At 60.8% G+C, this 12,395-nt stretch carries 12 protein-coding genes and 1 riboswitch; of the genes, 3 read left to right on the forward strand and 9 right to left on the reverse strand.

All coding sequences use genetic code 11. The features are described 5' to 3' along the window. Positions 1-67 precede the first annotated feature (67 nt). Positions 68-1,276, reverse strand: coding sequence for a D-amino acid dehydrogenase (locus KHO30_RS10965; protein WP_211700910.1), 1,209 nt, complete (start codon positions 1,274-1,276; stop codon positions 68-70). Positions 1,277-1,451: 175 nt separating this feature from the next. Continuing rightward, a riboswitch (glycine riboswitch) is annotated at positions 1,452-1,545 on the reverse strand. Between the two features lie 137 nt (positions 1,546-1,682). On the opposite strand from KHO30_RS10965, the gene KHO30_RS10970 reads away from it, so the two are divergent. Beyond that, positions 1,683-2,315, forward strand: coding sequence for a LysE family translocator (locus tag KHO30_RS10970; protein ID WP_054035436.1), 633 nt, complete (start codon positions 1,683-1,685; stop codon positions 2,313-2,315). Between the two features lie 31 nt (positions 2,316-2,346). Here KHO30_RS10970 and KHO30_RS10975 read toward each other — a convergent pair whose 3' ends face one another. After that, complete coding sequence (locus KHO30_RS10975) at positions 2,347-2,874, reverse strand: GNAT family N-acetyltransferase (protein WP_211700912.1); 528 nt, start codon at positions 2,872-2,874, stop codon at positions 2,347-2,349. Positions 2,875-2,886: 12 nt separating this feature from the next. Then, positions 2,887-3,459, reverse strand: coding sequence for a helix-turn-helix domain-containing protein (locus KHO30_RS10980; RefSeq protein ID WP_211700914.1), 573 nt, complete (start codon positions 3,457-3,459; stop codon positions 2,887-2,889). Positions 3,460-3,682: 223 nt separating this feature from the next. On the opposite strand from KHO30_RS10980, the gene KHO30_RS10985 reads away from it, so the two are divergent. After that, the gene (locus tag KHO30_RS10985; RefSeq protein ID WP_054035438.1) at positions 3,683-4,387 is read left to right on the forward strand and encodes a YceH family protein; all 705 of its coding nucleotides are present in this window, start codon (positions 3,683-3,685) and stop codon (positions 4,385-4,387) included. 70 nt (positions 4,388-4,457) lie between these two features. On the opposite strand, the gene KHO30_RS10990 is transcribed toward KHO30_RS10985, so the two are convergent. The 5 genes from KHO30_RS10990 to KHO30_RS11010 all read right to left on the reverse strand — a co-directional run bounded on the left by KHO30_RS10990 (position 4,458) and on the right by KHO30_RS11010 (position 8,912). Continuing rightward, positions 4,458-5,297 (reverse strand): MipA/OmpV family protein, encoded by an 840-nt coding sequence (locus KHO30_RS10990; protein WP_211700916.1) that lies wholly within the window; start codon positions 5,295-5,297, stop codon positions 4,458-4,460. Then, positions 5,294-6,178 (reverse strand): alpha/beta hydrolase, encoded by an 885-nt coding sequence (locus KHO30_RS10995; RefSeq protein WP_093644195.1) that lies wholly within the window; start codon positions 6,176-6,178, stop codon positions 5,294-5,296. Before KHO30_RS10995 ends, KHO30_RS10990 begins: the two co-directional genes overlap by 4 nt. A gap of 3 nt (positions 6,179-6,181) precedes the next feature. After that, complete coding sequence (locus KHO30_RS11000; protein ID WP_200652738.1) at positions 6,182-6,952, reverse strand: DUF4118 domain-containing protein; 771 nt, start codon at positions 6,950-6,952, stop codon at positions 6,182-6,184. A 280-nt stretch (positions 6,953-7,232) separates the two neighbouring features. Then, complete coding sequence (locus KHO30_RS11005; protein WP_211701025.1) at positions 7,233-7,751, reverse strand: SLATT domain-containing protein; 519 nt, start codon at positions 7,749-7,751, stop codon at positions 7,233-7,235. A 102-nt stretch (positions 7,752-7,853) separates the two neighbouring features. Beyond that, the gene (locus tag KHO30_RS11010) at positions 7,854-8,912 is read right to left on the reverse strand and encodes an LLM class flavin-dependent oxidoreductase (RefSeq protein WP_211700918.1); all 1,059 of its coding nucleotides are present in this window, start codon (positions 8,910-8,912) and stop codon (positions 7,854-7,856) included. A gap of 185 nt (positions 8,913-9,097) precedes the next feature. Between KHO30_RS11010 and KHO30_RS11015 the strand changes: the two genes are divergently transcribed. After that, on the forward strand, positions 9,098-10,072 hold the full coding sequence (locus KHO30_RS11015) for an aliphatic sulfonate ABC transporter substrate-binding protein (RefSeq protein ID WP_211700921.1): 975 nt from the start codon (positions 9,098-9,100) through the stop codon (positions 10,070-10,072). Positions 10,073-10,142: 70 nt separating this feature from the next. Here the strand turns inward: KHO30_RS11015 and KHO30_RS11020 are convergent, their stop codons facing one another. Continuing rightward, positions 10,143-11,420 (reverse strand): acyl-CoA dehydrogenase family protein, encoded by a 1,278-nt coding sequence (locus KHO30_RS11020; RefSeq protein ID WP_211700922.1) that lies wholly within the window; start codon positions 11,418-11,420, stop codon positions 10,143-10,145. Positions 11,421-12,395: the final 975 nt, after the last annotated feature.

Consider the following 12,395-nt stretch of genomic DNA (forward strand, 5'->3'; position numbering starts at 1 on the left):
GCACTGGAAACAGTGGAGAGTGCTGCCGGTGTCCTTGCGGGCACCGGGCCTGTCGCAAAAACGCCTACTAAATCACCCCCGCCAAAACCTGCGCCGTAGCCGCCGACAACGTCCACCCCAAATGCCCGTGCCCGGTGTTATAAAAAACACCTCGCCGTTTCCCACGCCCGACCTTCGGCAACATGCTCGGCAACATCGGCCTCAACCCCGCCCACGGAATCACCTTCGAGGTCGACACCTCAGGAAAATACCGTCGAGTCCAGTCGACCAGAGGCGCAATCCGATCCGACCGGATATCCCGATTGAACCCGTTGATCTCCGCCGTCCCCGCAACCCTAAACCGATCCACGCCAAGCCGGCTCGTCACGATCTTCGCGCTGTCGTCGAGCAAACTGACCCACGGCGCGTTCTGCTGACTCACTTCATCGTCGAGACATACGGTGATCGAATAACCCTTAACCGGATAGACGTTCACGTGATCGCCAAGCATCGCCGCGAAGTCGCGGCTCTTCACACCGGCGCACACCACGATCCGCTCGAAAGCAAACCGTTGCGACTCACCTTCCAGATTGACCATCAACGAAAACCGACCCTCAGCCGGCTGCTCGATCGCCGTAATTTCCGCGTCGTAGTGAAACTCGACACCATGCCGCACGCAAGCTTCAGCCAACCCGCGTGTGAACTTGTGAATATCGCCAGTGGAATCGGAAGGCGTAAAAAATCCACCAAAAAAATCACCATGCAGCATGGGCTCGATTGCGTGCAACTCGCTCGACGTCACCGGATTCCGCTCCAGCCCGCCTTCGCGCAGCAATTCATTCACCTTGCTGGCCGCATCGAATTCCTTGCGCGTCTTGTAGATGTGCAAGATGCCGCGCCGCTCCAGATCGAAGTCGATCCCTTCGCGCTCGGCTATCGAAAACAGATGCTCGCGCGCCGCAATTGCGAGCCGCACCGTTTCGACGGTGTTCGTCCGGTAATGAGGAATCTGCCTTAGAAACTCGCCCATCCACGAATACTTGTGCCACGTGGGCATCGGATTGAGCAGCAGCGGGGCGTCGCGCGTGAGCATCCAGCGCAAGCCCTTGAGCACCGTGGCCGCGCTGTTCCAGACTTCGGCATTGCTGGCGGACAACTGGCCGCCGTTGGCGAACGAGGTCTCCATCGCTGCGTAGCGATGACGCTCGAACACGGTGACGTGGTGGCCGCGCTGCGCAAGGGCGTGCGCAGTCGTAACGCCGGTAATGCCGGCGCCGATAATGGCGATTCGTGACATGACATGGTCCAGAGTAGTTGAGCATCACCGGTGTCGATTTCGTGTCGAAACCGGCGTCGATGCCCCATCTGTCCATGTACCTGAGAGTTTCTTCCTGTGAGCATACGCATCGCGATGCATGCGGTATGCAGGGAATCCCCTTCGGTGGGCGCGCATGGCGCCGCTCTCCAGATGTTCCAGCTGCGCGGTCCTTTTGCCTGAGAGTTTCCGGGGCGGTTGCTCCGTCGGCGTCGTCACAATCCTCTGACGATCTCTCCCGCGCTGCATTGCAGAACGGCTAGACGATACCGGGCAATAAATTTCACCGCAAGTGTTTCTTTCGATGCAATTCGCCATCGGCACAGTACCAGTGGCATCGGCTATATTTAGCGGCACTACCCGACTTCAATTCCCACAGGAGAACGCCGTGCCCGCTGCCACAACGTTGCTCGCCTTTGCTCTGGTCTCGCTCGGCATGGTGCTCACGCCCGGCCCGAACATGATCTATCTGATCTCCAGATCGCTCTGTCAGGGGCGGCGCGCAGGGCTTGTGTCGCTCGGCGGCGTCGCGCTCGGCTTTGTGTTCTACATGTTTTGCGCGGCGTTCGGTATCACCGCACTGCTGTTGACGGTGCCCTACGCGTACGACGCGCTGCGTTTCGGCGGCGCGCTCTACCTGCTGTATCTGGCGTGGCAGGCAGTCAAGCCGGGCGGCCGCTCGCCGTTCCAGGTGCGCGACCTGCCGCACGACAGCCGCCGCAAACTCTTCACCATGGGGCTCGTCACGAACCTCGCGAATCCGAAGATCGCGGTGATGTATCTGTCGCTGCTGCCGCAATTTATTTCACCGGAGCACGGCAGCGTGCTCACGCAGTCGATCGCTCTGGGTTGCGTGCAAATCGTCGTCTCCGTCACGATCAACGCGTTGATTGCGATCATGGCAGGTTCAATCGCCGGGTTTCTCGCTGGGCGGCCGGTATGGCTGCTGGTGCAACGCTGGCTGATGGGCACCGTGCTGGCCGGTCTGGCTGTACGGATCGCGCTCGATTCGCGCCGTTAAGTCACGCGACGCAGACACGCCTGCGTCACGCTCACAGCATCTTGTACATGATGGTGGTCGAATCAAGCCGCTCCTCCAGTGTGTCGCGGCAAAACTGCGGGATCACGCCGGCCGTCTGATAACCCAGCGCGGCATAGAGCGGCTCGGCCTTGTCGCCGGTGCGCGTATCGAGCGTCAGCAGGCTGCGCTGCAACTGGTGCGCACGGTGTTCCAGTTCCGCCATCAACGCTTTGGCGATACCCTGGCGTCGGAACGACGGATGGACCAGGAGCTTGCGCACCTCGGCGCGATGACGCTGGTTCGGCATCGTGTCGTAATCGAGTTGCACGGTGCCGGCGATCGCCTCGCCATGGCGAGCAACAAAAAGCACCAGTGCGCTCGCGCGCAGAGACGGCAGCACCTTGCCGCTCCAGAACGCTTCACTCTCCTCGACGCTATACGGCAATACAAAGCCAACGCTCGCACCGTCATGGACGCAGGCACGCAGCAGCGCGCCGAGTTCGGGCAGATGGTGAACGAGGTCGTCGGCGGAAAAGGTCGTGATGCTGGTCGCGTTCATGGTGGCTTGAACTCAGACGATGAAGAGGATGTAGCGCGCCGCGCTATGCGAGGGCGTGACGAACGCGCTGGGACCGAACAGTTGGTAGCGCAGACAGTCGCCGGGTTGCAAATCGTGACTTCGGCCGTCGACGGTGATCTGCAGTTGCCCTTCAAGCAGGATCAGATGATGTTCGAGGCCGGCTCTCGGCGACGCGTCGTAAGTGATGCGCACACCCGCATCGAGTTCGCACTCCAGCGCCTCGCCGCTCAGCGCCTGCGCTGGTGGCGACACGGAGCGGCGCCGGAAGCCGACGCTCGAGTCGACCCAGACCGACTGCTCGTCGCGCGCCACCAGCGGCGCGAAGTCTTCTTCGACCATGTGCATGAGACGCGACATCGGCAAGCCGTAAGCGACGCAGAGCTTGCCCAGCACGCTCGCCGTGGGGCTCACGGCGGCGTTCTCGAGGCGCGAAAGGGTGGCGCGGCTGACGTTGCTCAGCTTGGCGAGATCGTCGAGCGACCAGTTGCGCTCGGCGCGTAATCCGCGCAGACGCTGGGCGATGCGGCGTTCGATGGCGTTGTCGTCGGTGAGTGCGTTTTCCATATTCGGGAAATTATCTCGAATATGGGAATTCGTCAACGGAACAAAAAAACGCCGAAGCGGATACGAATGCGTTCCGGGCACGCTTCGCCATTGCGGAGATTCGTACACTGCGAGCGGCCGGGCCGTTTATCATAGTGGCCACAAACTAAAACCTGCCGCCTGGCTGTGCAACGGTAAGGCACACCATCCACGAGACCCGGCGGCGCATGCCGCGACATCTTCTATGAACTCCACTCCCGACGCTGTTTCCCGTCCCTCCATCCGCGCTTTGACCTTGCTTGAAGGGCGTGTGCTCGGCGTGCTCGTCGAAAAGCAGCACACCGTGCCGGATAGTTATCCGCTTTCGCTGAACGCACTGACTTTGGGCTGCAATCAGAAAACCGGCCGCGCGCCCGTGATGAATGCGACCGAAGCCGAGGTGCTGACCGCCGTCGACGGATTGAAGCGGCTGAGCCTCGTGATGGAAGGCAGCAGCAGCCGCGTGCCGCGCTTCGAGCACAACATGAATCGGGTGTTGGGCTTGCCGAGCCAGTCGGCTGCGTTACTGACCACGTTGCTGTTACGCGGTCCGCAGACCGCAGCCGAATTGCGTTTGAACAGCGCGCGCCTGCATGGATTTGCCGACATCTCCTCGGTCGAGGCGTTTCTCGACGAACTGGCTGCCAACGATCCGCCGCGAGTGGCGAAGCTGGCCCGCACGCCGGGCGAGCGCGAGAATCGCTGGATGCATCTGCTATGCGGCGAAGTCAGCGCAAGCGATCTTGCCCAGCCTGGTGGAGACGATGAGGTCGTGCCGCTGTCGGCGTTCGAGGCAGTCAAAGCCGAACAGAAGCGGCTTGCCGACGAGGTGAGCCGGCTTCAGGTGGTGGTGCGCCGGATGGCTGCTGAGTTGGGGATTGAAGTTGAAGAGCTGCGCACGGAGGATTGAACCGCGATTGGCATTTGGTTTCTCGCACGCTGCGAGCGTTGGAACGTGCGAGCGCGCAAGAAACCAGAAACTAGAACTTATAGTTCACCGAAGCGAGCGTGTTGAGCTCGAATCTCTTTTCGGTAATCGGGCTATTCGCGGCGTCATGCTCCAGTCGCCCGAAGGTCGCGGAAACCGAGCCATTCCAGTGCTTCGAAAAGTCGTAAGTCACCTGGGCGTTCATATGGACGTCCCGCACGCCTGCACTGGTGCTGTACGTAGGCAATCCTGACGCCGCGCTCTGCTGCTCAGACACGCCGAAAAACGTCCGCGTATAAGTGCCATTCGCCCAGGTGAAACCTGGTCCCACCGAGAACAACCAGCCGCCAACCGGGGCGGACGCCACGAAATCCGTGCTGACCGTCGTCCCCTGGTGATGCCCGGCGATATCCTGGTACAAGGCCACCGACCCGGTAAACGCCCACCACGTGTAGTCAGCGAAGAGCTTCAGTTTCGGCCCGCCATTCACATTGCCAAGTCCATGCAGGCGTGGATCGTCGGACTCCTTGCGCATCTGGAAATCGAAAGTCAATGCCGCGCCTACGTGATAGGCAGGGCCGCGCAGCACGTTCACGCCGAGCACGTCAGGGCCCTGCGAGAAAATCCGGTCGTCGTATGAGATGTCCAGCGCCGGAAACGGGAATACGCTCAACTGGCGGGACCCCGGGTACTTGGGCGTAATCACCACGCCAGGACCCACGCCGATTTTCCATTTGCTGCTGGTGGCCGCGCCGGTGCTGGCGTCAGTTGTCGCGTTCGGACTTGCATCGTCCGCGTAGGCCGCGCGTGCAGCGCAAAGGCCGAGCGCCGCGGCGAGCAGTAGCGACATACGTGCGGGCTTGCCGAACCTCAGCGTGGTATTCGCCGTCATGCGCGCTCCTTGCCAAGCGCCGCAAGTTGCCTGAGGCGTCGCGCCAAAGCCTTCGAGACGACCTGTTGTTTGCCGTCGTCGCCGCTATGGACGGCTTCGCTTTCGCGCAGGAATAGGGCGGTTTCACGCGCGACGATTTCGCGCTCGTTGTCCGACGTAATCATGTGATACGAATCATCCAGCCAGATTGTGCGTAAAAAGGCAGCGCCGATATTCGCGGCGACAAAGCGGGCATTGCGCGGGCTCGACGTCTCGTCGTCGATCGCGTGGACAATCAGACAATCGGTCTTGATGTCGCGTACCTGCGTGCGCACGCTCGCGGCAAGGCGGCTCGCCTGGTGCAAGGCCGGCAATGAAATCGTCGACGGACCGACTTCGCTGAAATCGCTGCGCTGCATCGCGCGAGCGATCTTTGCTCGTAGCGCTTCATTGCGCAGGCCGAACGGCGCCTCTTCACGGTAGCGCCAGCGTTTGCGCATTGGCGTGAAGTACGCCCAGTTGAGCAGGAAACGATACCAGGGGATCGCCCAGCCGTCGTATGAGAGCGTCAGCGACAACAACACGAGCGACTGCGCCCCTGGACGGCGATGCGCGAGAGCCAGCGCCAAGGCTGCGCCGATCGATAGTCCGCAGATTGAGACGCGGGCAAAGCGCCCGGCCAAAGCGTCGTACTCGCGCACGGCGGCTTCGAGCCATGCCTCCATTGCCTCTTCTTCAGAGCCGGCGCTGTAGCCCGGCAGGACCGGCGCGCACGTAGTGAAGCCTTCAGCATTCAGAAAGCGGGCGAGAAAACGCAATTCGAGCGGCGAACTCGACAGGCCGTGCAACATCAGCACGGCATGATCGTCGCCGGGTAAGAAGAGACTCGTCGGTTGACTCATGGATCAGGCTCCGATCCGTAGGACGAGAAACTCGCCGGCGTGGGTGGTGAACCGCTCGCACATGCACTCGGTCAGCTTCGACGGACCGTCGCCGCTTTTCAGGTGCACGCGATGGCTGCCAGGCCACAGCGCCTTGCTGAGCCGCTGGATGTCGTCGGGATCGACGTCGGTAAAGCGCGGGCCTGGCGCAATCTCGTTGGGCAGACGCGGCAGCATGCCTTGCGACTTGATGTCGTTACCCGGCTGTAGCGCGTTGCGCTCCAGCGCCTGAATGAAAATGAAAGTTCTGTGGTGATGGGATAGGTGGCGCAGCAGCCGATGCGTTTCGTCGACGCCGCGGCGCGCCAGCATACGTTCGTTATCGTGACGCAGCAGCATTTCATAGCGCGATTGCGCAACCGATGCGATCAGTTCGGCACGAAACTGCGAGCGGCGCAGGCGTTCAATCAGCACGATGACAATCAGCGTCACCAACGGATACGAGACCAGCAGGACCACGTCGGCGCGATCGAATACGGCGATCGTGGCGTAGGGAGGGACGAACAGATAGTCGGCGATACCGAGGCCGAGAAACATGACGGTGAGCGCCGGGGCCAGCCCGCAAAAATACTCGACCAGGGCCGCCGCGATACAGAACGCGGTGCCCGGCATGATCGGTCCCAGCAAGGGATGGAGCAACAAGCGTACTCCGCTCGCGATCGCCAATGCGGCGGCCGCGGTGAGCCAGACGCGGGTTCCCCGTGGTGCCCAACGACGGGCGTTTTGGACTTCCATAATCTTTTTTTAGGGAGCGATTGCGCTTCCCGATTGAGTGTGGCACTGCGCTTTTAAGCGCAGGTCGGACGATACCATAATCGGGCGGACGCAAAGGCCCGGAAAGACGTAAATACCGGAAGGCCGGGCGGGGCTATCGTGTTTCGAATGGGTGGCGGAAAAACATACCTGTGAACAGGGGTATTCTCACCAGCGTGGATTGTGCAGGCAGTGTCCTTAAGTGACGCTTAAGGACCGCAAATTGAAGTTGATGCCATTTACAAATGAGTGGCGCGGCCGCTCAGGCATCGCGACTGTGTCGCGGTTCGGCGGACAGGGTTCGTTGGGTGCGATAGAAAATGCGCGGCGGCACGTTGGGTGAATCTTCTGCGAGCCGGTCGAGTTCGTCGCGGATCGCGGTGAGATAGTGGCCATCGCGTGCGTCGGCGTCACCGGCGAAGATCGCTTCCAGCCTGCGCCGTACAGCGCCATAGCGGGCCCCCGCCGCGCGATGCTTTTCCGCACGCTCCGCATATCTGAGGAAGGTTTGCAGCGCGGCTGAGACCGCCGCCGCAACGCTCACGAAGCCCACAAAGATCCTGAGCGCCGGCGAGACAGCGGTCGAATTCAGCGACGCAAACACGGCCGTCCCCACGAACGCGGTCAATGCGGTGACCAGCCAGCCGACGCTGCGGTCCCGCGCTGAAAGCAGGTCGGCCATGTCGTAATGGCTCATCTGGGATTCACGCGCGCGCCGGATCCACTTCAGCAGAAGCTGGTCTTCGTCGACCGGGGGCTCGTACGCAGTCAGGTTCTTCATCTCGCTCATCGGGGCTGTCCAGTATCGCAAGCGTAGCGCATGCGTTTGACGATACTGTGCCACATGAGTGCGACGCGCTGAAAGCCGCGCACCTCGCCCGGATCAGCCGAGCAGGCGACGTACCCGTGGAATCACTTCTTCGGCAAAAATGCGCATGTCAGTCTCGAACGGCTGGAATTGCAACATGAACAACTCGATCCCCGCACGATGAAAATCGGCGATCCGTTGCGCGACTGTGTCATAGCTGCCGACCAGTCCGGCCGCCGTGCCGCCGTTCGAACCCACGCGCGGCGTTTGCGCGAAGGTCTGGAACATCACCGCCTTCGGGTCGATGTTCGATTTCTGTTGCTCACGTAGCGGGGCATCTTTTGCGGCCAGTGCGAACAGATGGGCAAGGTGCTGATCGGCGGCCCCGCCGGATTCGCGAGCGATGACGAAGGCCGACAAACCAAAACGTAACGGCTCATGCGGAGCAGGGCGCTTGCGGCCGGAGACATCCACGATCAACGCTTTGACGGCATCCAATGGTTGGCCGTTGATGAACCACACGTCGCCCTTGTCGGCGACCAGTTCCCGCGCCGGTTCCGATTCGCCGCCCACATAGATGCGCGGACGGCTGCGAAACGGATCCGCGGGACGCAATAGATAGTCATCCACATTAAAATGCTCGCCGCGAAAGCGCGTACGCTCGCCGCGCAGCAAGGAATCCACCACCGTGATCCATTCACGTCCGTACGCATAACGCGCGTCGTGCTCCGCGAAGCCGATACCGGCGCGCTCCAGCTCCGGGCGATTCCACGCGTTGACAAGATTGATCGCAAAACGCCCGCCACTGATGTGTTCGATCTGCTGCGCCATCTTCGCCAGCACCACCGGGTGATACAGATATGGCTTGATGGCGGCGATGATCTCGATGCGCTCGGTCAGTGCCGCGAGCGCAGCCGAGGCGGTCCACGCTTCGAGCTGATCGAAGTCGGGATTGTGCGGATTGATCGTATGTTGCGCGACCAGCACGGAGTCGTAGCCAAGCCGCTCGGCTTCGAGAACGAGGGCTTTGTTTCGCGCCCACGACGCGTCGTACGGTTCATCGGGGTCCTGCAGCGCGGCGCGGCTGCCGTGAACCAGAGCCCAGATACCGAAGCGGGGAGGGAGTGTCGACATAAAGCAGAAATCTCCACGGTAAAAGCGTGTGCTTCAACTCGCATCAAATCTCGAATGATGAGCGATGCCGCCGCCACGCGTTCCAATTTCTACCCATATCGATCGATGAAATCAGTCTTTGGCCGTGTGTCGTTCTTTTATATATTCAGCGATTCCGCATATTCACATCACATGGATCTCGATCGATGCCCCTCGCTTTCTCCGGCTCCCGAAGCCTGCGACGCCTCTGCGTATGCCTGACGTTGATCGGCGGCGTGCTGTCGACTGACGTGGCATACGCCAACGAAACGGTGTCGATCAGCTACCAGCGTTCATCGACGCTATTTATTCTGTTGAAACGAACTGGCGCGCTCGAGAAGAAGCTCAACTCGCTCGGCTATGACGTGAGCTGGCACGAGTTCTCGACGGGCCTGCTGCAGTCACTCAACGCCGGCAGCGTCGATCTGCATGCGGATGTGGCGGATGCTTTTGCGCTCTTTACGCAGGCCGCCAACGCGCCGTTGACCTACTATGCCGAAGAGACTTCTGCGCCGACTGCCCAGGCGATCATCGTGTCGCCGGATTCGCCGATTCATTCCGTGGCGGACCTGAAGGGCAAACGTGTGGCGGTGTCCAAAGGTTCAGGCTGCAACTTCTTGTTGCTGAGCGCTTTGGCTAAAGCGGGTCTGACGATCAACGATATACAGGTGCGCTATCTGGAAGCGCCCGACGCGCTCGCCGCATTCCGTGGCGGCAATATCGATGCATGGGCAATCTGGGACCCGTTTCTCGCGGCTCAGCAGCGTGAGGCGCATGTTCGCGTGATTGCGGACGGCAGCGGCGGCGTCGCTCAATACAACCGGTTTTATACAGCGACAACGGCCTTCGCCGACAAGCATCCGGATGTGCTGCGCGTCGTATTCGACGAATTGAACACGACCGGCAAGTGGGTCAAGGCGCATCCTCAGGAAGCCGCACAGATTCTCGGCCCGGTGTGGGGCAATATTCCTGGGCCGACTGTTGAGTTGGCCAATAGCCGCCGCAGCTACGACATCGTGCCGGTGAAACGCGATCAATTGGCCGAACAGCAGCGTATCGCCGACACGTATCGCGCGGTGGGGCTGATTCCCGCTACTTTGAAAGCGACGGACATCCGTATCTGGACGCCCTCGGCGAAGTGATTCAGGGGAGCCGCTGCATCTAGCAGCGGCCGGGCAAGAAGTTCTAAGGCCGCGCGAGCGGCCTTAGTCGTTACAGTTGAGCAGCAGTCGCGGTGAGGACTTCCTGATTCCGCGCCACACCAAACCTCTCCTTGTGCGCATTCCCATTCAGATAGAAATCACCGATAGCAGCTTCACGGATGATCGCCGGATTGTGCGACGCCAGCACGCGAGCATTGCGCCAGTAGCGATCGAAGCGACGCGTTTCACTGGTCGCCGAAGCACCGCCCACTTCAAACAACAACGTCGCCGCCTGCAGGGTTTGTTCGATAACGATCTGCTGCGCCTGGAAAGTCTGGATGTCGAGACGCACATAGGTCTGTTCATCAGTGCGACCTTCCTGCCGCGCAACTGACACTTCATCGATCGCGCTGGCTAGCGAAGCGCTGATGCTCTGCGTCGAGTAAGCAAGGCTCGCGAGCCGGCCGACAACACGATGCACCAAGGGATTGTCACGCGGGCTCGATTCACCCGGAATACCGAAGGTCCGCGTTTTACCCTGCGTGAACGCCACCGCATCGCGCAGCGCCGCACGACTGATTCCGGCAAGGTTCGCGACATGCAGTGCCTGATAGTACGCAGTAAGCAGACTGTTACGACGAGGTTCGGACGCGTTATACCGGCGGTACAGATTGTCGAGCGAGACCGGCACATGATCGAAACGTGCCGTACCGCTGCCGGTCAGACGCTGCCCGAAACCATCCCAATCGTCGATGCGGGCAAGGCCTGGCGCATCGGTTTTGACGAGTACGCGGACGTCGCTTTCGCCGTCGTGCGCGGTAACGTCGACCCAGTCAGCGTAGAGCGTGCCCGTGGTGTAGTACTTCTCGCCGTCGAGATGCCACGCCCCGTTGGTTTGGGTAAGACGCACGCTGTTGTTGGTCACGCCGGTGCGTTCGGAAACGGCGCCGCCGATAATTTCACCTTGTGCGATACGCGTGAACCATCGGTCACGCAACGATTCATCGCCGTTTTCCAGCAGCGATTCGATAAATCCACCGTGCACGCGCAGGATTTGCGGAAGGTTCGAGTCTGCTTCGCCGAGACGCGTGATCAGCGCAAAGAACGCTTTCAGGGAGATGCCTTCGCCGCCGAAGCGCTTGGGTACGCGCAGCTTGGTGTAGCCGGCTTCGCGCAGCCATTCCACCGGCGCGTAGGCCAGTTCCCGATTCTGTTCGCGTTCTACTGCGCCTTCGGCGATGCGGGCGAATACGGGCGCGAAGCGTTGGGTTAGTTCGTTGTCGCCGAACGGGGCTGCTGCGTCTGCGGTTGCAGGATTCGGGGATGCGTGTGATTCAGATGTTGACATGGGTTCTCCAGAGCGGGCCTGGCGTCGAGCGCAATCTGAGAACGGTACGGGAGGGGAAGGGGGCGGGCAACCAAGTATTTGGTTGATTCTTAGAACGGGGAGTGAAATGGTTTTTTGGCCTGCGGGGCGCTTGTTGTCTGTCTTCTTAGGGCTTTGGCCTTTCCTTGTTCTGGCCTTGGTGCCTTTCCTTGCATTGTTAGTGGTCTATTAGTGTTGCCCCTGTGCGGGGCGGCACTTACTTTCTTTGCCGCCGCAAAGAAAGATAAGCAAAGAAAGCGGCTAGAAGCCCCTGCTAAGTGGGCACCGTGGTTTGCCTGGGGTAGTGGTGCGACTGGAATCTGTGTTCGTGCCGCTGCACGTGCTTGTGACAAGGGCGTCATACTTCCGGCGGCGCTGCGCGCGCCGAAGAGCCGCTCATAAAACCGATCGCTACGTTTTGGCGCCAAGTCTTGTCACCGGGCCGTGGCTCGTCATTGGGCGCCACCGCGATTGCAATCGGAGCGGCAACTGCAACTTCCTACGGCGGCCGCAGCTGCGACTGTGATCGTGACCCGGACGGTGATTGCAGTACACCGACATATCGTTTGAGGCGGGTTCCCGGGAGAGTGCAGAGGCACGTCGCCGAGGCGAAGCCGACGGCCCCCACAAACCAAAACCGAAGCCCATGGTTTCCCATGCAGACCCGTCCGCGACGCACGCAGTGCGGAGTGGGAGCTGACGACTCCTTTGTCACAAGCGCGGAATGTGCGAGAGCACGGATTCCAGTCGCACCACTACCCGCAGCAGACCACGGCGCCCACTTAGCAGGGGCTTCTAGCCGCTTTCTTTGCTTATCTTTCTTTGCGGCGGCAAAGAAAGTAAGTGTGTAGTGGTCAAGTAAACCTGGACACCCGGAAAGGGGAATATTTAAAAAAGTGAAGCTTCGCATCGTGCCGGCGGCTGACCGCCTGCTGCCGAATGGATGCGACGGTAGTT

Origin of the sequence: Paraburkholderia aspalathi (assembly GCF_905220735.1) — a bacterium.
GTDB lineage: Bacteria > Pseudomonadota > Gammaproteobacteria > Burkholderiales > Burkholderiaceae > Paraburkholderia > Paraburkholderia aspalathi.

Coding starts and splice junctions, on each gene's coding strand:
- KHO30_RS11010 (WP_211700918.1), bottom strand. CDS start 8,912: ATGTCGACACTCCCTCCCCGCTTCGGTATCTGGGCTCTGGTTCACGGC.
- KHO30_RS11020 (WP_211700922.1), bottom strand. CDS start 11,420: ATGTCAACATCTGAATCACACGCATCCCCGAATCCTGCAACCGCAGAC.
- KHO30_RS10965 (WP_211700910.1), bottom strand. CDS start 1,276: ATGTCACGAATCGCCATTATCGGCGCCGGCATTACCGGCGTTACGACT.
- KHO30_RS10975 (WP_211700912.1), bottom strand. CDS start 2,874: ATGAACGCGACCAGCATCACGACCTTTTCCGCCGACGACCTCGTTCAC.
- KHO30_RS11005 (WP_211701025.1), bottom strand. CDS start 7,751: ATGAAGAACCTGACTGCGTACGAGCCCCCGGTCGACGAAGACCAGCTT.
- KHO30_RS10995 (WP_093644195.1), bottom strand. CDS start 6,178: ATGAGTCAACCGACGAGTCTCTTCTTACCCGGCGACGATCATGCCGTG.
- KHO30_RS10985 (WP_054035438.1), top strand. CDS start 3,683: ATGAACTCCACTCCCGACGCTGTTTCCCGTCCCTCCATCCGCGCTTTG.
- KHO30_RS10980 (WP_211700914.1), bottom strand. CDS start 3,459: ATGGAAAACGCACTCACCGACGACAACGCCATCGAACGCCGCATCGCC.
- KHO30_RS10990 (WP_211700916.1), bottom strand. CDS start 5,297: ATGACGGCGAATACCACGCTGAGGTTCGGCAAGCCCGCACGTATGTCG.
- KHO30_RS11000 (WP_200652738.1), bottom strand. CDS start 6,952: ATGGAAGTCCAAAACGCCCGTCGTTGGGCACCACGGGGAACCCGCGTC.
- KHO30_RS11015 (WP_211700921.1), top strand. CDS start 9,098: ATGCCCCTCGCTTTCTCCGGCTCCCGAAGCCTGCGACGCCTCTGCGTA.